This is a genomic window from Lentzea aerocolonigenes, assembly GCF_000955955.1.
Lineage (GTDB): Bacteria > Actinomycetota > Actinomycetes > Mycobacteriales > Pseudonocardiaceae > Lentzea > Lentzea aerocolonigenes_A.
This window is the reverse complement of sequence record NZ_JYJG01000114.1, coordinates 1-17,202: the sequence shown is the minus strand read 5'-3', so window position 1 is coordinate 17,202 and position 17,202 is coordinate 1. Positions and strand designations below refer to the sequence as shown.

At 70.1% G+C, this 17,202-nt stretch carries 16 protein-coding genes and 1 pseudogene; 9 read left to right on the top strand and 8 right to left on the bottom strand.

Annotated elements, in window-relative coordinates:
• Positions 1-99 precede the first annotated feature (99 nt).
• Positions 100-417: an ArsR/SmtB family transcription factor gene (locus UK23_RS17585; protein WP_045312634.1), complete on the bottom strand. Its 318-nt coding sequence runs from the start codon at positions 415-417 to the stop codon at positions 100-102.
• A gap of 73 nt (positions 418-490) precedes the next feature.
• On the opposite strand from UK23_RS17585, the gene UK23_RS17580 reads away from it, so the two are divergent.
• The 6 genes from UK23_RS17580 (at position 491) to UK23_RS51680 (ending at position 4,566) form a co-directional block, all read left to right on the top strand.
• Positions 491-1,639 carry an MFS transporter gene (locus UK23_RS17580; RefSeq protein WP_231114541.1) on the top strand — a complete coding sequence of 383 codons (1,149 nt, stop codon included), beginning with the start codon at positions 491-493 and terminating at the stop codon, positions 1,637-1,639.
• 132 nt (positions 1,640-1,771) lie between these two features.
• The gene (locus UK23_RS17575) at positions 1,772-2,329 is read left to right on the top strand and encodes an RNA polymerase sigma factor (protein WP_045312632.1); all 558 of its coding nucleotides are present in this window, start codon (positions 1,772-1,774) and stop codon (positions 2,327-2,329) included.
• 34 nt (positions 2,330-2,363) lie between these two features.
• Complete coding sequence (locus UK23_RS17570; protein ID WP_045312631.1) at positions 2,364-2,972, top strand: hypothetical protein; 609 nt, start codon at positions 2,364-2,366, stop codon at positions 2,970-2,972.
• A 120-nt stretch (positions 2,973-3,092) separates the two neighbouring features.
• Positions 3,093-3,365 carry a hypothetical protein gene (locus UK23_RS17565; protein ID WP_045312630.1) on the top strand — a complete coding sequence of 91 codons (273 nt, stop codon included), beginning with the start codon at positions 3,093-3,095 and terminating at the stop codon, positions 3,363-3,365.
• Positions 3,366-3,470: 105 nt separating this feature from the next.
• Positions 3,471-4,370 carry an NADP-dependent oxidoreductase gene (locus UK23_RS17560; protein ID WP_045312629.1) on the top strand — a complete coding sequence of 300 codons (900 nt, stop codon included), beginning with the start codon at positions 3,471-3,473 and terminating at the stop codon, positions 4,368-4,370.
• 43 nt (positions 4,371-4,413) lie between these two features.
• Positions 4,414-4,566, top strand: coding sequence for a hypothetical protein (locus UK23_RS51680; protein WP_156213187.1), 153 nt, complete (start codon positions 4,414-4,416; stop codon positions 4,564-4,566).
• Positions 4,567-4,587: 21 nt separating this feature from the next.
• On the opposite strand, the gene UK23_RS17555 is transcribed toward UK23_RS51680, so the two are convergent.
• The 3 genes from UK23_RS17555 to UK23_RS17545 form a co-directional block, all read right to left on the bottom strand.
• On the bottom strand, positions 4,588-4,998 hold the full coding sequence (locus UK23_RS17555) for a hypothetical protein (RefSeq protein WP_156213186.1): 411 nt from the start codon (positions 4,996-4,998) through the stop codon (positions 4,588-4,590).
• Positions 4,992-10,895, bottom strand: coding sequence for a hypothetical protein (locus UK23_RS17550; RefSeq protein ID WP_156213185.1), 5,904 nt, complete (start codon positions 10,893-10,895; stop codon positions 4,992-4,994). The genes UK23_RS17555 and UK23_RS17550 overlap by 7 nt, the downstream gene beginning before the upstream one ends.
• Before the next feature lie 188 nt (positions 10,896-11,083).
• Positions 11,084-11,620: a CGNR zinc finger domain-containing protein gene (locus UK23_RS17545; protein ID WP_082114740.1), complete on the bottom strand. Its 537-nt coding sequence runs from the start codon at positions 11,618-11,620 to the stop codon at positions 11,084-11,086.
• 83 nt (positions 11,621-11,703) lie between these two features.
• On the opposite strand from UK23_RS17545, the gene UK23_RS17540 reads away from it, so the two are divergent.
• Positions 11,704-12,648 (top strand): EamA family transporter, encoded by a 945-nt coding sequence (locus tag UK23_RS17540; protein ID WP_045312626.1) that lies wholly within the window; start codon positions 11,704-11,706, stop codon positions 12,646-12,648.
• Here UK23_RS17540 and UK23_RS17535 read toward each other — a convergent pair.
• Positions 12,639-13,091, bottom strand: a complete 453-nt coding sequence (locus UK23_RS17535) for a VOC family protein (RefSeq protein ID WP_045312625.1) — start codon at positions 13,089-13,091, stop codon at positions 12,639-12,641. The two genes, UK23_RS17540 and UK23_RS17535, sit on opposite strands and share 10 nt — an antisense overlap.
• A 62-nt stretch (positions 13,092-13,153) precedes the next feature.
• Between UK23_RS17535 and UK23_RS17530 the strand changes: the two genes are divergently transcribed.
• Positions 13,154-14,191 (top strand): helix-turn-helix transcriptional regulator, encoded by a 1,038-nt coding sequence (locus UK23_RS17530; RefSeq protein ID WP_045312624.1) that lies wholly within the window; start codon positions 13,154-13,156, stop codon positions 14,189-14,191.
• On the opposite strand, the gene UK23_RS17525 is transcribed toward UK23_RS17530, so the two are convergent.
• The 3 genes and pseudogenes from UK23_RS17525 to UK23_RS17515 all read right to left on the bottom strand — a co-directional run bounded on the left by UK23_RS17525 (position 14,145) and on the right by UK23_RS17515 (position 16,065).
• The gene (locus tag UK23_RS17525) at positions 14,145-15,026 is read right to left on the bottom strand and encodes a hypothetical protein (protein WP_045312623.1); all 882 of its coding nucleotides are present in this window, start codon (positions 15,024-15,026) and stop codon (positions 14,145-14,147) included. The two genes, UK23_RS17530 and UK23_RS17525, sit on opposite strands and share 47 nt — an antisense overlap.
• Positions 15,026-15,283, bottom strand: a pseudogene (locus UK23_RS17520) (aldehyde dehydrogenase family protein); the annotation flags it as partial. The gene UK23_RS17525 and the pseudogene UK23_RS17520, both read right to left, overlap by 1 nt.
• 194 nt (positions 15,284-15,477) lie before the next feature.
• The gene (locus tag UK23_RS17515; RefSeq protein WP_045312621.1) at positions 15,478-16,065 is read right to left on the bottom strand and encodes a DinB family protein; all 588 of its coding nucleotides are present in this window, start codon (positions 16,063-16,065) and stop codon (positions 15,478-15,480) included.
• Positions 16,066-16,154: 89 nt separating this feature from the next.
• Here UK23_RS17515 and UK23_RS49715 point away from each other — a divergent pair, with 89 nt between their 5' ends.
• The gene (locus UK23_RS49715; RefSeq protein ID WP_045312620.1) at positions 16,155-17,084 is read left to right on the top strand and encodes a helix-turn-helix domain-containing protein; all 930 of its coding nucleotides are present in this window, start codon (positions 16,155-16,157) and stop codon (positions 17,082-17,084) included.
• Positions 17,085-17,202 lie beyond the last annotated feature (118 nt).

The window sequence follows — 17,202 nt, the reverse complement described above, 5'->3', positions numbered from 1 at the left end:
CTGACTCCCTCGGCAGCGGGTGGAGGAGTCAGATGTCACCTGCTACCGAAGAACGTCCGGCGATCGCCAGGACACGACCGGAAGAACTCGGGGTGACCTTCAGCTCTCGGCGGACAAGATCGCGGAGAGCAGCCCAGGATACCGCGCATCCAGGTCGTCCCGCCGGACCGTCCCGATGCGCGACGTGCCCTCCTTGCGCATCCGGATCACCCCGGCCTCCCGCAACGTCCGCAGGTGATGGGTGCGCGTCGACTTGGTCACCGGCAGCTCGATCGCGCCGCACGCCACCCCGACGCCGATCCGGTCCATCTCCCTGACCAGGTGCAACCGCACCGGGTCGGCGAGCGCGTGCAGCACCGCCTCGATGCGGATCTCGTCGCGCTCGGGATGCACCAGCTCGTCACTCATGGTGTCCATAGTACGAGATTCATCGTAGTTCGACGAGTTTCGTAGTACGGTGACTCTCGTACTAGCCGTCGAAGGGGTCACCTTGTCTCGCATCCACCTGCTCGCGGCCGGCGCTTTCGCGGTCGGCACCAGCGGCTACATCGTCACCGGAGTCCTGCCAGCCGTCAGCCGCGAACTGCAGGTCTCCCCTGCCGCGGCCGGCCAGCTCGTCACCGCGTTCGCCATCGCCTACGCGCTCACCTCGCCCGTGCTGGCCGTGGTCACCGGCCGCTGGGAGCGCAGAAAACTCATGATCGCCGCGCTGCTGACCAGTGCGGTGGGCAACGCGCTGGCCGCCATCGCGCCGACGTTCGAACTGCTGCTCGGCGCCCGCGTGATCAGCGCACTCGGCGCCGCCGCCTTCACCCCGGTGGCCACCACCGTCGCCACCGTCCTCGCCCCGCCGGACCACCGCGGCCGCGCCGTCGCGACCGTGTTCGGCGGCCTGACGTTCGCACTGATCCTGGGCGTGCCGCTGGGCAACGTCATCGGCGAGCAACTCGGCTACCAGGGCGTGTTCGCGTCCGTCGCGGTCATCTCGGTGCTCGGCGCGTTCGCCATCCAGTTCGGCGTGCCCAGGGTCCCGGCGCCGCCGTTCGCCGGCCTGCGCGAGCGGTTCGAGGCCGCGAAGGACCGCCGTGTGCTGCTGGTGCTCGGCATGACCGTGCTCGCCTGCCTCGCCGCGTTCAGCGTGTTCACCTACATCGCGCCGATCCTGACGAGCATCGCGAACGTGCACGGCTGGACGATCAGCGTGCTGCTGCTCGTCTACGGCGTGGGCGGCGCGATCGGCAACACGCTCGGCGGCCGCATCACCGACCGCTTCGGCAGCCGCGTGCCGTTGCTCGTGATCTTCGCCGTGTTCATCGTCGTCCTGGCCACGCTCCCGTTCACCGCGACGACGGCCGCGACCGCGGGCATCGTGCTGTTCGTGTGGGGCCTGTTCACGTGGTCGGTGAACCCGCCGATCCAGAACTGGCTGATCGAGCTCGCGCCCGGTGAGTCGAGCGGGCTCCTGTTGTCCGTCAACGCCTCCGCGATCTACTTCGGCGTGGGACTGTCGGGGGTGTTCGGCGGCGTGATCGTCAGCAACGTCGGCCTGCTCGCACTGCCGCCGATCGCCGCGTTGATCGCACTCGGCGCTCTCGGCCTGCTCCTCGCCCAGCCGAAGCCCGCGCTCCAGACTGCCTGACCACCGCGGGCGGTGCCTGGCACCGCCCGCGCGGCAGCCGCCAGATCCGTCCGATGTGGACGGTCCTTATTACACATCCGACGAGAAGACAAGGGCTTGGCAGGAGCCGGACCTTGGTTCAGGATGCCGCGGATGCGGAGTGCGGACGAGGTGCTGACCGCGGCGCGCCTGGGCGACGAGGACGCCTTCCGAACCCTCTACCGGGATGTCCAGCCGAAGCTGCTGCGGTACCTCCAGGTGCTCGTGGGTGCGGACGCGGAGGACGTCGCGTCCGACGCCTGGCTGCAGATCGCGCGTGACCTGAGCTCGTTCCGCGGCGACCTCGACGGGTTCCGCGGCTGGACGACCACGATCGCCCGCAACCGTGCGATGGACCACCTGCGCCGTCAGCAGCGGCGGCCGCTGGTGCCGGTCGAGGACGTGGCCGAGCGGGCCTCGCTGGACGACACCGCTCAGGCGGCCCTGGACTCCGTCTCCACCGGCGACGCGCTCGCACTGATCGCCGGGCTCCCCCCGGACCAGGCCGAAGCCGTGCTGTTGCGCGTCGTCGTCGGTCTGGACGCGAAGTCGGCAGCGAAGGTGCTCGGCAAACGCCCCGGCGCCGTCCGCACCGCCGCGCACCGCGGTCTGCGCACCCTGTCCGCACAGCTCGACGCAGCGCCCCTACCAGTGCGAACACCATCGGAGTGACAAAAACCGGAGCACTGACGCTGAAGGACGTGAGATGAGCGACCACCGTGCCGGACACGACCGCCTGAGCGACCTGCTCGCGGCGGCGACCGCACCTGCCCGCGACCACGAGCTGGCCGGCGAGCAGGCCGCGGTGACGGCGTTCCTGGCCGCTCGTCCGACCGCCGCCCCTCAGCCACGGAGACCCCGGATGCTCAGCCTGCTGTCTGTGAAGATCGCCGCGACCGCGGCGGCCGCCGCCGGTGGAATCGCGCTGGCCGCCGCGGCCGGAGCACTGCCCGGTCAGCAGCGTGAGGAACCCGCGCCCACGGCCGGCACGAAGGTCGTCAGCACGTCCACGACCACAAAACCCGCCAATCCCGGCACGCCTGACAGGAAGCCGGACAACAGCGCTTCTCCCTCGCCGTCGCTCAAGGGGCTGTGCCAGGCCTACAGCTCGGGCGCGGGGGCGGAACACGGCAAGGCCCGCGAGAACCCGGCGTTCAGCGCCCTGGTCACCGCCGCGGGCGGTGCCGACCGGGTCCCCGCCTTCTGCGCCGGCCTGCTCGCCGACAAGCCCGGCAACACGGACAAGGGCGACAAGCCCGAGAAGCCCGACACGCCGGGCAACCCCGATCACACGCCGGGCAAACCCACCCGCTGACCTGCCCAGGCGACCCGGTCACTCTCCCCTCACCGGGTCGCCTGTTCCAGGACGGGCGGCGGCCTGCCCCCCAGCGCCGCCGCTCGTCCACTCCCTGCCCCGAAGACGTGGAGGAGTGCCTTGCCCGACGCCTGTCCGCACGCCGTTTCCGCCGGCAGCTACCTGCTCGAGATGCTCTCACCCGACGAGACCGCCGAGTTCCGGCGCCACAGCAGCCACTGCGTCGCCTGTCAGCGGGAGATCGTGGCGCTGATGCCCGGCGTCCTCTTCCTGCAGGAGCTCAGAGCGGACGTCCTCGCGGCGAACCGAAGGCGATGCGTGGACCGGCCCGTGCTGTCCACTGTGGCCGCGCGCGAACCGTGGTGGATCGCCGGCTGCGGCACGTCCTGGTAGCACTTTGGACTGGTAGCACTTTGGACGCGCCGGAGCGCGCGGCCGGGATGACACTGGTGGTCCGCGGTGCTGGGGGAATCTCCTTCCAGTGAAAGGCAGACCGCCATGCGCGCAGTTCGTTTCCACGAGTTCGGCGACCCGCACGTCCTCACGGTCGAGGACGCGCCCGACCCGCACGCCGGTCCCGGCGAGGTCCGGATCAGAGTCCAGGCCGCCAGCGTCAACCCGTTCGACCTGAAAGTCAGGGCCGGCTACCTCGCCCAGGTCATGCCGACCACGTTCCCCGCGATCACCGGCATCGACGCGGCCGGGGTCGTCGACGAGGTCGGCGAGGGCGTCACCGGCGTCGAGGCCGGCGACCACGTGTTCGGCCTCGGTCAGGGCACCACGGCCGAGCACGCGGTCCTCACCGCCTGGGCGCCCGTGCCCAGCACCTGGACCGCGGAACAGGCCGCCGCCGCCGGGCTGGCGTCCGTCACCGCCCTGGCCTGCTTCGACGCCGTCGGCGACATCTCCGGCCAGACCGTGCTCATCGAGGGAGCGGCCGGCGGTGTCGGTTCCGCCGCCGTGCAGATCGCCGTCGCCAGAGGCGCCACGGTGATCGGCACCGCGAGCGAGGCGAACCACGAGTTCCTCCGTGGGCTCGGCGCCGTCCCCCTCACCTACGGAGCGGGCTTGGCCGAGCGGGTCGCCGCCGTCGCACCGAACGGAGTCGACGCCGCGGTGGACACGGCGGGTTCCGGCTCGCTGACCGACATCGTGGCGATCGTCGGTGACAACTCCCGCGTCGCGACGATCGCCGACTTCGGTGCCGCCGCTCTCGGCGTCACCCTCGTCTCGGGCAACGCGAACGCCGCCACGCACCTCGCCGAAGCGTCCCGGCTGGGCGAGAACGGCTCGTACACCCCGCCCCTGCAGGCCACCTACCCGCTGGAGAAAGCCGCCGACGCGCACGCCCACGTCCAGGGCGGCCACACCCGCGGCAAAGTTCTCATCGGTCTCTGACGCACGTCATCTGCGGAGGCTGTCGCCGACACGTGCGCGGAGGTTGAATCCGCGCACGCCGCAACGCCTCGTGTCGCTGCACCAGAACCTCGACGACACGTCCTGGGTGGTCGCCGGCCACGGCACGAACGTCGTCCACCGGCTCGACACCCCCGGAACGCGGGACTTCCCGCGCCCGTTCGACACCCTGCCCTGAACGATCGTCGCCCGGCCTGAGTCACGGCTCGTGGCGGAACGACGCGGTGGCGGGCTCGCTGCACACCGCGTCGGCCGCGCGATCCGAGTCCTGCAGGTACCAGACCTTCGCCCGGTACTCGGTCCACCCCGCCACCGCACGGCCGTTGACCGAGTCCGGGCCGATGGCACCGGGACGATCCAGTTTCGCCACGCCGTCCGAACCCGTCGCGACCGTGCCGAGCACGACGCCGTCCGTTCCCAGCATGGAGAACTCGATCTTCACACCGTCGACCGCGCCGTCCCCGCTCAACCGGGCCGACAAGCTCAGATCCGATCCCCGCGCCGTCACCGGTTCGACGCTCAGGTGGTAGCCGCAGCCACCGCACGCGGTGACCGCGGCGGGCGACGCCAGCACGAGTGCCAGCGCCGCCGCCCGGGACTTCCTCAGCAAGGACCGCCTCCGCTTTCGCCCTCGGCCGGGAACGGGCTGAACGCCCGCGACACCGCGATGTCGAGCAGCTGGGCGGACTCGCCGTCCAGGTACTGCATCTGACCGTTCACCACCTTGCCCGGATCCATCATGCTGAACACGAACTTCCGCGTGGCCGGGTCGCCCAGGTTCGTCGGCGGCAGCACCGTGATCCCGGAGATGCCCGGATCGGCCGGGATCTGGTAGCCCAGCAGGCCCGGGCTCGACTCGTCCGCGTACACCCCGACCGGGATCGGGCCGATCTGCACCTGGAACTCGGCGTTCGTCCGCTTCTTCATGTCGTACACGTGGAAGCGCAGTCCACTGTAGACGTCGTTCGGATTCGTCTTGAATGCCCACTTGTACAACGGGAACAGGGGTTGGTCGAACTTCTCGATGCGCAGGCTCAGGTCCATGTCCAGCTGGGCGTGCACGTCCGGCGCGACCATGCTGAACCTGTCGTACGAGCCCTCGACGCCGAGCGCGACGTACGCCTTGCCCGGCTTGATCGTCATGTCCCGCACCCCGTCGACCACCACGTACACGCCGCCGATGCGCACGTTCGGCGCCTGGATGTGGCCGTCGTTCACGTGCAGCGTGAGGATCGGGATGCTGATGCAGGACACGATGTCCTGCTCGAACTCGTTGATCTTGAACGGGCTCGTCTGCTTGAGCTCGAACGCTCCGCCGACCAGCATCGAGCCGGTCGGGCCCGGTTCCGAGCGCAGCCGCGTGCTGAACGTGCCGAGGTCGTTCTCCTCGATGGTGACGGTGACCTTCTCGCCGAGGTCGAGGAGCTTCGCGAACACGTCGTTGGTCTGGAACCGCAGCCCGGACTCGTTGTTCTCCACGGCGAACCTGCCCTGCACGAACGCCTCGGCGTCGAGTCCAGGTGCCGCCGACACGACGGTGATCACCGGCACCTTGAGCGCGTTGCCCTGGTTGTCGGTGCCCTTGATGTCGACGTCCACGCACGGCGCGTCCGGCCCGGCGTCACAGGCCGGGATGTCCGTGAGCCGGGCTCGCGCGGACGCGGCCCCGCCCTGGTACATGCCGGTCACGTGGGCGTTCACCATGCTGATCGGGCTGTTCGCGGCGACCCGCACGTGGCTGTTGTCGCCGAAGTCCCCCGTCACCTGCAGGCTCGACGGCACCCCGTGCACGTCCGCCGCTCCACGCAGGTTCCCGTACTTCGCCGTGTTCGCCTCTGCCCGCAGCTCCAGCACGTCGATGCCGCCCGACGCGGTGTACTGCACCTGCAGGTCGTGTGCCCGGTTCGGATCGGTCTGGTCGAACCCGAACGGGCCGATGTGCAGGTCGAACGGCGATGGCAGGCCACGCAGGGTGGCCTTCGCCGCGGCGTACGGCGCGACGTCGAACAGGCCGTCGAGGCGCACATAGGCGTTGAGCGGCACGCCAGCAGGCGGCCGGTAGCCGACGACGTCGATCTTCTTGGCCGCCATGTCGACCTCGACCACCGTGGGCAGCCCCGGCAACGACACCGTGCTCACGAGGCCGAAGCACTTGCCCAGCAACGAACAGATCGGCGAGTCGTCCTTCGCGCAGCCCGCGCCCGAGCACGCCCTGGCCTCGGCGGCGATGCCGTGCTCGTACAGCGGGACCTGCCCGATCGCGTCGAGCGCCGCGACCTTGCCGACGCGGGCCTCGGCGAGCAGTCCCACCGGGCGGTCGGTGCGGTAGCTCAGCTTCCCGTCGCCGTACCGCACGTCGAGCGAGCTCGGCAGGCTGACCCGGCCGAACGCCGTGTACCGGTTGTCCGCGGCGAGCAGGAAGTCGCCGTCGAACGCGAACGTGCCGTCACCCGACCGCATGTCGAACCCGACACCGTCCGGCTTGGGTGCCACCGCCACCAGCGACAGCGAGCCGACCGCGGCGCTCGCGTCGAGATCACCGTTGCCCTGGTTGTAGTGCGCGGCCACGTGTTGGCCCTGCGGAGCGGTCGTGCCGGCGTGGTTCGTGACCGCGAACGCCGCCGACCCGATCGCCCCGGTCGTGCTCTGGAACCTGAAGTTGCCGTCGGCCCAGTCCGCCGTCATCTTCGCGGGGATGTTCAGGGCCTGCGCGAACGCGTGGTACTCGCGTCCGCCGAACGGCACCTTCGCCGCGCGGAAGGTGATGCCGCCCAGCGGGGCCGACGCCACCGACTCGAAGTGCTTCGCCGGCGCGTCGACCACCACGTCGAGATCGGCGGGCACGCCGTTCGCGGACGCGTTCAGGTACCCGGCGTCCACTCCGGACAGTGCGGCCTTGATCTCGTTGATAGCAGCCGAGTTGTGCACGCCGAGCGTCGTGCGGGCGTCGAACGTGCCGACGACGTGCACGGTCGCGGGCAGCTTGTCGACCGATGCCCTGGCCCTCAGCGTGCCGAACGACGTCTGGGTGTCGGCCTCCGCGGCGACCGTGAGCACACCCAGCGGTGCCGACGCGCGGTAGCCGACGTCGACGCGTGCGGGGTTGCCGTCGACCGTGATCGGGCCGACGGTGAGGTCCACGTTGGACGGCAGTCCGTCCAGCGTGACCTGGCCTTCGAGCCTGGGCAGGTTCGGCAGCAACCCGCTGATCTCCACGTACGCCGTCAGCGGCGCCGTGGCGGTGTAGCCGGTGAGCTCGATCTCCTTGCCCACCAGGTCGACCGCGAGCGACGTCGGCAGGCCGGGCAGCCGGATCGTGCCGACGAGCCCGAGGCACTTGCCGAACAGCGTGCAGATCGGCGAGCCGTCCTTCACACAGCCCGCGCCCTCGGCACAGCCCCTCGCCCGCACCGCGACGCCGTTCTCGAACAGCGGCGCGCCGAGCCCGTTCAGTGCCGAGACCTTGCCGACGTGCACATCCGCGGCCAGGCTGATCGACTTGTCACCGGTGTAGGTGAGCTTGCCGTCGGCGAGGTCGATCGTGAGCGTGAGATTCGTCGGCAGGTGGTCGATGCGCGAGGTCACGGCGAGGCGCGTGTCATCAGCACCGTTCGCGGCGAGCACCACGTCCGCGTCCACGAACACCGGCTGGCCGTCGGTGTTCAGCTGCAGGTTCGCCACCTGCTTCGCAGGCCCGCGGGCGTACTCGGCCAGCGTGAGGTTGCGGATGCTCACACTGCCGTCGAAGTCGCCGGTGACCTGGCGGTAGTGCGCCGAGACGTGCTGCCCGGCCGGCATGGTGGCGCCGCCGTGGTTCGTGACGGAGAACCGTGCCGCCCCGAGCGCGCCCGACAGGCCGCGGAACCGCATGAGTCCGTCGGCGAAGTCCGCGTCGTACTTGGCCGGAACGCCGGTGAGCTCACCGATCGCGAGGAAGTCGCGGCCGGAGAACGGCACCCGCGCGACGGCCGCGATGGACCCGATCGGCGCGGACGACGTGCCGTCCAGGTGCCGCTTGGGCAGGTCGACCAGCACGTCGACCTCGGTCGGCAGGTCGGTGAGAGCCGTGGAGAGGTAGTGGTTGCCGGTCGGATCGAGCCGCTCGACCCCTTGCGGGCTCACGAAGAGCTCGGCCCGCGGCACCGCACTGGACGCCCGGTAGCTCACCTTGGGCTTGTCACCGAGGTCGTAGCGCACGTCCACGGTCTGCGGCAGCCCGTTGATAGCGGCGACCGCGCTCGGCCCGGAAGCGGTGTCGACGTAGGCGGCCTTGACCCGTTGCACCACGTCGCTCGCGTTGAACTGCACGCGGCGCGCTGTGGTGTCGAGGTCGAATCCCAGGGTGGCGGGCAGGTTCGACACGTCGAGGCGGGTCTTCTGCTTGCCGTCGATCACTCCCGCGGCGACGAACGGCTGGCCGCCCGGTGAGAACTCGGTGCCACCACGGGGATGCTGGTCGAAGTACACGTCGATCTTGCGCAGCCCGGTGACACGGGCGCTGGCGCCGAGCTTCGTCCCGCTCAGCACGGCCGTCGCGTGGTCGCCCTGGAGCGGCGCGTAGTCGCCGAGTTCCTTGGACACGAACACCTCCGCCGAACCGAGCGGCGTGCTCGCGTCGAACAGGACGTGCCTGCCGGGCAGGTTCGCGTCCACGTTGATCACGGTCGGCAGGTCCTTCAACACGCCGCGCAGCACGATGGCCGGATCGCGGTCGAAGAACGAGACGTCCAAACTGGACAGTGCGGCGTTCGCGTCGTAGTCGAGCGTCACCCGGTCGCTCGCCGAGTTGAGCGCACCACGCCACTGGGTGGGCAGGTTCTTCGCCGCGGCCCGGACGGACGCGTCGAGCCGCTCCCCGGCGTAGACGAAGTCGGCGAACAGCACGTCGTTGATCGCGTCGCTCGCGGTGTAGTCGACGATGTCGTCACCGCCGTCGCGTGGACGGGTGAGCGCGGCCGACACCGAGTTCGGCAGCTGGTCGACGACGAGCTGGTCGAACCTGTCGGCAGCACTGGAGTTCGACAGCACCTGCACGTCGAGCTTGGTGCGTTTGGTGACCTGCGCGTCGACCGTGGCCTTCTGGTCGCGGTCGCTCGCGCCGGGATCGATGAACGCGTGCGCGGTGAAGACGTTCGGCACGGGCTCGAACCGCGCGCTCGCCACAGTCGGGTCGTAGGCCAGGCCCTGGTCGTCGTCCGTGACGTTCGAGAGCCCGGCGGTGATGGCGAGCGACCCGGCCGCGCCGGCCTGCAGCACGTTCGCCTTGATGTCGAAGATGCCGCGCAGCACCTGCAACGGTGCGAAGGTGTAGAGCCCGACCGCCGCGGTGGGCAGCCCCGCGCCGCGCCGGAACCCGTCGAAGCCGACCGACAGCCGCTTGTGCGTCGGGAGGTCGTAGACGGCCCACACGTGCGCGGGCAGGTCGCGTCCGGCGAACTCGCTGGTGGGCAACCGGAGGTTGACCACGCCGAGGCCGAGGTGGATGAGGTTGAGCAGCGCCTCGGTCTTGGTCTTGAGCGTGTTCCCCAGGTCTTCCAGCAGCTTTTCGAGGTTGAGCCGCTCGATCAGCAGCTCGGGGTGCAGGATGACGTTGAGCGGGTCCTTCAGCAGCTCGTTGACGACGTTGAGCCGGTCTGTGGCGGTTTTGATCTCGCGGTCGAGGTTCGTGAGCTCCCTGACGACGCCCGCGATGTCGCCGGGCGCGGCGACGGGCACGAGGTCGGTCAGCACGTCCGGCGTGCGGTCACCGGTGACGTCGACGATCGCGGGCACACCGAGCGGCAGGGTGAGCGAGCAGGACACGGCCTTGGTCTGCGACTCGGAGCAGACGCGGTAGGTGATCCTCGGGATGCCGTCGGGCAGCTGCTGCAGCAACGCCAATGGGTCGACGGGCAGCGGCGGTGGCAGGTTGCCGGACGTCAGCGCGTCGATCAGCTCCTGCAGCGTGGCCGGCCGGCTCGGGTCGACCACCTGCGCGGACTTCACCTGCGGCTGCAACGCATCGGCGTCGAGTGCGGGCTTGCCGTCCTTGGTGCGCCCGGCGTTCGCGAGCGTGGCCAGCGCCTCTGCGCTCGTGGCGTCGACGAGCTCCTGACCGGGTCGCTGTGGAAGGTCCAAATTGGACGGCGTGACCGGAGGGTTCGGCGCGATCGGCACGCGGTCGACCGGCACGCGGCCGTCAGGTCCGGGGTCCAGCGCGGGCAGCGGCGCGATGGGCTGCGCCTTGGAGGGTTCCTTCGCGATGTCCGGCGAGCCGTCCTTGCCGGGGTCGATCGGTCCCAGCTCGCCCGGCGCCGCGGGAGGTGTCGCCGTGGCCTGCGCGCCGAGTCTGTCCTGGGTCTGCTTGGGATTCTGGGCGAGTTGTGGTGGTGGCGTCGCGTTCTGGTCCGGCTGGGTCGTCGGTGGTGGTGCGGGTGCCGGCTCGGCGTGGGCCGGTGCCACGGCGAGCGTGGTCGCCAGAGCGGTGATCACGGCCAACGTGCCCATGCGCAGACGTGCTGATGCCACAACGACTCCCCCGTCGGTAGAGCCTTCCCCTTGGCTCTACGGCAGACGGAGCGAAGCACACGGTGCGAATGGAGCACAGTCAACCTTCACCAAGACCACTCGAACGGCCTAGCGCGACACTGGTTCTGACCAGCAAAAACAGAGTGATCGTCACCTATTCTTGGTTGCTACGAAGGAAAGTACGAAAGCTAGCTCTCCGCGCGGCGCTCCCGGAACGCGATCATGTTCATCCGGTTGCCGCACCGCTTGAGCCCGTTGCGCGACAGGTCGAGCAGCAACCCGGTGCAGTCGTCGGCCGCGCAGATCCGCAGCCGGCCCATCTCGTTCATCCTGATCACGTCGATGAACGCGAGCGCGGCCTCCACCCGCATCCGTTCGGCCAGCGGTGCGTCGGGCTCGGTGGCGTGCATGTGCCAGTCCTGCTCGTCGTGCCGGACGAGGCGCGGCAACGCCCGAGCGTCGCGCAGCATCTTGTTCACGGCCTCGACGCAGTCGTCGCGGTCCAGCGTCCACGCGTGCCGCAGCAGCGTGCGTGTGCGGTGGACGTCGCGCAGTTCCGCCTCGTCGTGGTCCACGCGTCCGGTGTAGCCGTGTGCCACGAGCAGCGCGTCGAGCTGCTCGATCGTGGCCAGCTCGTCGGCACCGCTGCGCGAGGCCGGCGGTTCGGTATTGCACAGGGCCACGACGAAGCCGAGCACCTCCTCCGTGTCATGGGCAAAACGCAAATTGACTCCTTACTCGCACCAGCCTACCGTCAGGGGTGTGAGCCAGGTTAGGCCATGACACGACCAAGGAGTGGGAGGCAGGCGTGGGGGTTGGGTCGAAGTCCGCGGGTCTGATCGCGGCGGCGGTCTCGTTCATCTCGTTCGGCACGTCGGGAGCGTTCGTCAAACCGCTGCTGGAAGCCGGGTGGTCGCCGGCTGCCGCGGTCACGGTGCGAGCGTTCACGGCCGGGCTCGTGTTGCTGCCGTTCGTCGTGTTCTCCCTGAGAGGCAGATGGGACCTGCTCTGGCAGGCGCGGTGGCCCGTGCTCGGCATGGGCGTCGTCGGGGTCGCGGCCACGCAGGTCCTCTACTTCGCCGCGATCAGCCGCATCCCGGTGGCGACGGCGTTGCTCATCGAGTTCCTCGCGCCGTTGCTGCTGGTCGGGTTCGCCTGGGCGGTCAGCGGCAGGACACCCGCGCCGGTCGTGCTGATCGGCTCGCTGCTCGCGATCGGCGGGCTGGTGCTCGTGATCGGGCCGGGTGCGATCCAGGCCGTCGACCCGATCGGCGTGGTCGCCGCGTTCGGTGCCGCCATCGCGTGCGCCGTGTACTTCGCGATCGCCGGGCGTCCCAACAACGGCCTTCCGCCGGTCGCGCTCGCCGGGGCGGGGATGTTGCTGGCCGCACCGGTGCTGGCGGTCGTCGGGGCGACCGGGCTGCTGCCGTTCACCGCGACGTTCGGCGATGTGCCGCTGTTCGACGGCCAGACGGCCACTGCCTGGTGGGTGCCGTTGCTGGTGGTCGCGGTCATCGGTACCGCGCTGGCCTACGCGACCGGCATCACCGCGTCCGGGATCCTCGGGTCGCGGCTCGGGTCGTTCGTCGCGCTGCTGGAGGTCGTGTCGGCGTCGCTGTTCGCGTGGCTGCTGCTGGGTGAGGGCCTCACGCTGTTGCAGCTGTCCGGCGGCTTGCTGATCGTCGGTGGCATCGCCGCGGTCCGGGCGGAGCGGCCGGTCGAGCCGGCCGCACCCGCCCTCGCTCAGGCCTGAGCCACGTCGACGATCCAGGTGACGCCGAACCGGTCGGCCAGCATCCCGAACGCCGGTGCCCACTGCGCCGGGCCGAACTTCTCGATCACGGAAGCTCCGTCGGCGAGGCCGTCCCAGATCGGGGCGACCTCGCCGACGCTGGAGCCCCGCACGGACAGGAAGAACGGCTCCTCGGTGATCGTCGTGCCGTTCTCGCGACGGGTGGTGCGCCTGTCGACGACCGGCTCGTCCGTGCCGGGCACGTCGTAGGCCATGACGCGGAAGCCGTTCTCGGCCACGACCTCGCCGAAGACGACGTTCTGGGCACCGGGCACCTCCGCGGGCATGCCGAAGTCGCCGTAGGTGATGACGGTGAGCTGCCCGCCGAAGACCGACCGGTAGAACTCCAGGGCCTCCCTGGCCTGGCCGCGGAAGTTCAGGTGAGGGACTGCGTTGAGTGACATGAGACGGACTTTGTCAGCAGTAGCGGACAGGGAACGTCCGCTACTCGTGCCAAGCTGAGAACATGCCCATCGCCACCTCGACGACCACCTCTGGCCGCCTGCTGTCGTTGCTGTCGCTGCTGCAGGTCCGCCGCGACTGGCCGGGTCTGCTGCTGGCCGAACGGCTCGGCGTCAGCGAACGCACGGTCCGCCGCGACGTCGACCGGTTGCGCGAGCTCGGATACGTCGTGCACGCGGTCAAGGGGCCCGACGGCGGCTACCGGCTCGAAGCGGGCAGCCAGGTTCCGCCGCTGCTGTTCGACGAGGACCAGGCGGTCGCGCTCGCCGTGGCGTTGCGGATCGCCGTCGGCACCGGGGCGGGCATCGAGGAGGCCGCGGCACGGGCACTCGCGACCGTCCGCCAGGTGATGCCTGTACGGCTACGTCAACGCATCGACGCGCTGGAGATCGAACCGGCCAGTGGTGGCGCCCAGGTGGACACGGAACTGCTGGTGGCGTTGAGCACCGCGATCCGCGCCCGCGAGGAGCTCCGGTTCGACTACCTCGCACCCGGACACGAGTCCCGGCAACGTCGGGTGCAGCCGCACCACCTCGTGGTCCGCGCGGGCCGCTGGTACCTCGTCGGGTGGAGTCCGGAACGCGACGACTGGCGGACCTATCGCGCCGACCGGATGACCCTCCGCGTGCCCAACGGACCCCGGTTCACACCGCGACAGGTGCCCGGCGGCGACGTGTCGGCCTTCCTGTCCGCGCGGTTCAAGGGCTCGGACACGGTCAACGCCTGGCCGTGCCGCGGCGAGGTCGTGCTCGCCCTGTCCCTCGCCGACGTCGCCCCGTTCACCGGCGACGACACCGCAGAGGAGGTCGGTCCGGCGAAGACCCGGCTGCTGACCGGATCGTGGTCGTGGGCCGCGCTGGCCGCGAAACTGGCCCGGTTCGACGCGGAGATCGAGGTGATCGGACCGCCCGAGCTGCGCGAGGCGTTCGCCGAGCTGTCCGAACGCGCCGCGCGGTGGTCGGTCACGCAGCAGGCGGCGGCAGCAGCGGATCCGCTCAGGAGATCACCGACTCTGCACGCGCCGGCAGGATCCGCTGGATGACCGGGATGACGAGCGAGCGGGGCGGGTCCCAGACGTGCCGGTCCTCGAACCTCCAGGCGTAGGTCAGGGCGCCGTCGCGAACGCAGTCGAGCAGGCCGGGCGCCGCCAGTTCGCGGGCCGACCACTCGTAGAGCTGCCGCAGCCGGGGCGCGATCATCCCGAAGTCGACGAGCCGGGCGAACCCGTGCTCCTGGCCGAGGAAGTACGGCACGTCGTCGCTCAGCGGGTACCGGTCCGGCAGCACGCGGGACAGCTGCAGGAAGATGCCCGTCATCCCGAGCCTCGGGTCGCCGAGCAGCGGTGCGAGCGCACGCAACCAGCCCAGCGAGAGCCGGGGCGCGGCGACCAGGGCGTGGGTGTAGAGCACCCGGCACAGGATGACGTTCATGAAGAACCGCTCCGGCTCGTTCTCCTTCTCCGCCAGCTCGCGGTGTTCCAGATAAGCCGCGACCACGCTGCCGTTGTGCGCGCGGTACCAGGCCTGCGCGGTGGGGCGGCGCGCGAAGGCCAGCCACTGAGCGGCCGTGTGCGACGACGGCGGCCCGCTCAGCCCGCCGCTCAGCCCCACCGACTCGCAGCCGTCACGCAGGATTCGTTCGTTCACCGCCCGCCACCACGGGCTGCCGGGACGGTCGGCGAACGCGGGCTGCAACACGCCGCGACGAAGCTGCCAGCGCATGAACGACCTCGCGGCCCGGCGGAACGGCAAGTGCTGCGGCGCATGGCCGAACGGGCCGTAGTAACAGCGTTCCATCAACGCCAAGCGGCCGGCGGGGTCGTCGCGGACCCGGCCGGCCTCCTGCTCGGCCCACGCCCCGGCCGTGAGCTCAGGCATCACGCGGACATGGTGGCATGTGCGACCCGCACGAGCTTGCGGTTGAGGAACTCGCCGATGCCCAGCTCGGCCAGCTCGCGGCCGAACCCGGAGTTCTTCACCCCGCCGAACGGCAGCCGCGGCGAGTCGGCGAAGCAGGAGTTGATGTAGACCGTGCCCGCCTCGATCCGGCTCGCCACCTCCTGGGCGTGCTCTGCACCGGCGTCGAAGACATAGCCGCCCAGGCCGTACTTCGCCGCGTTGGCGAGGCGGATCGCCTCCTCCCCGGTTGTCCTCGCCGATGTCCGTGATGATCGTCGGCTCGAGGTAGAACCCGGAGCGGTCGACGCGGTGGCCGCCGTGCACGATCGTCGCTCCCGCGGCCTCGGCGGCGATCTGCCCGCAGACCTTCCAGAGCGGTCTCCATGCTCGCCCGGTGCTGGGCGGCTTCTTCGCCTGCTGACGTTCTGAACTACGTGTCCCGCGTGCGGTCGCCGGTGATACGGGCGGCCTCACGTGCCGCGATCTCGACACGATCGTGGAACTCGGACCGCCCGTCGGGAAGGTTGCTGACCGTTGGGTGGTAGCCGGCGCGGCCATCGATGAGCTCGCGGACGATGTCGGCGTGACCGGCGTGCCGGCAGGTCTCGGTGATCATGTGGACGAGCATCCACTGCAAGGTCACGTCGCGCATGCCGTCGGGAAAGTGGGGCACCTTGCCGGGTGAGTCGAGATCGAGTGCCGCGATGGTGGCGTCAGCGTGCTCCCACGACCGTTTGTACTGCGCGATGACGTCCTCGCGGTTCTCCTCGGGGCGGGCGAGGAAGTCCTCCGATTGAGTGCGGTCGACCAGCCACTCCCCCGCGTCGGCAGGTCGGTCGAACACTTCGCCGAAGTAGCCGAACTCGTTGCCCGTCAGGTGTTTCACCAGTCCGAGCAGATTGGTTCCGGTCGGGGTGAGCGGCCGGCGCGCGTCGTACTCGGACAGGCCGTCGAGTTTCCACACCAGGACGTCGCGCACCTGCTGCAAGTACAGGTGCAGGTAGGTTTTCGGATCCACGTCCCGACCCTAGAAATCCGGTACCGCCGCGGTCTTGGACACGCGTGCCGTCTCGATCGACGATGCGTGCCACGTGATTGGATGGCCGGATGGACTCGGTACGCGGCTCGGTTCGGCTGGACACCGAACGGCTCGGTGTCGACGCCTTCCGCGACGGCTGGGAAGCGCAGATCGGCGACGGTTTCACGTTGCCCGCGTTCCACCACGAGGCCACAGCCGGAGCCGTCGTTCGTGGTCTCGCCTCCCGCGTCGGGGACTCGGTCATCACGAACTTCGAAACCGCCACGCGCGTACGGGTCGATTCCGCGTTTCCCGACATTGGCGAACTGCGGCTCTACGTCGTGCATCGTGGCGCCTACGTCCTCAGACGTGAACGCGACACGATAGCTGTCGACGCCGGCCAGTTCCTGCTGAGCCGCTCGACCGGGTTGACCGGCTACGACGTCGCCGCGGGCACTACCGCCCAGGTGATCGGGCTGCCCGCCGAGGCGCTGGGCTTGTTCGCCGACGGCACGCAAGCGACCGGCCCGGCCGCCGCCGCGGAAGTTCATGTGCTGCTGGCACACACGAGTGTTGTCCACGCGACACTCGGCGACCTCAGCGATGGCGGCGTCCGCGCCAGCCGCGACGCATTGGTGGAGCTGGTCCGCGGGGTTCTGCACGGATATCTCGACGGCGGCGAACCCGGCCTGGCCGGCCCGCTGGTCCACGCGGCCCGCGACCTCGCCGATCAACTGCTCACCGACCCGGACCTGACACCAGCGCTGCTGGCGCGCCACCTCAAGGTCTCGCTGCGAACGTTGCACCGGGCCTTCGCGTCAACCGGCGAGCCCGTCGCGGCGTACATCCGCCGACGTCGCCTCGAGCAGGCGCGCCGCGCGCTCCTCTCGCCGTCCCACCCCACGGTTTCGGAGATCGCGGCGCACTGGCAGTTCGCCGACAGCAGCCACTTCATCCGGACGTTTCGTCGCCACTACGGCCAGACGCCGGCCCAGTTCGCCCGCGATCACGATCACTGAGCGTTTCTCAACCTGGGTAGATCGGGTTCTCGGGGGAGGGTCAGGTCTGCCCGCCCCGCACCAGCTCCCAGCTTTGAACCACGCGCTAGTAGTACTTCGTCAGGTCGCGCTGACCTGG

Coding starts and splice junctions, on each gene's coding strand:
- UK23_RS17535 (WP_045312625.1), bottom strand. CDS start 13,091: ATGTCACTCAACGCAGTCCCTCACCTGAACTTCCGCGGCCAGGCCAGG.
- UK23_RS17570 (WP_045312631.1), top strand. CDS start 2,364: ATGAGCGACCACCGTGCCGGACACGACCGCCTGAGCGACCTGCTCGCG.
- UK23_RS17560 (WP_045312629.1), top strand. CDS start 3,471: ATGCGCGCAGTTCGTTTCCACGAGTTCGGCGACCCGCACGTCCTCACG.
- UK23_RS17585 (WP_045312634.1), bottom strand. CDS start 417: ATGGACACCATGAGTGACGAGCTGGTGCATCCCGAGCGCGACGAGATC.
- UK23_RS49715 (WP_045312620.1), top strand. CDS start 16,155: ATGGACTCGGTACGCGGCTCGGTTCGGCTGGACACCGAACGGCTCGGT.
- UK23_RS17530 (WP_045312624.1), top strand. CDS start 13,154: ATGCCCATCGCCACCTCGACGACCACCTCTGGCCGCCTGCTGTCGTTG.
- UK23_RS17575 (WP_045312632.1), top strand. CDS start 1,772: ATGCGGAGTGCGGACGAGGTGCTGACCGCGGCGCGCCTGGGCGACGAG.
- UK23_RS17525 (WP_045312623.1), bottom strand. CDS start 15,026: ATGCCTGAGCTCACGGCCGGGGCGTGGGCCGAGCAGGAGGCCGGCCGG.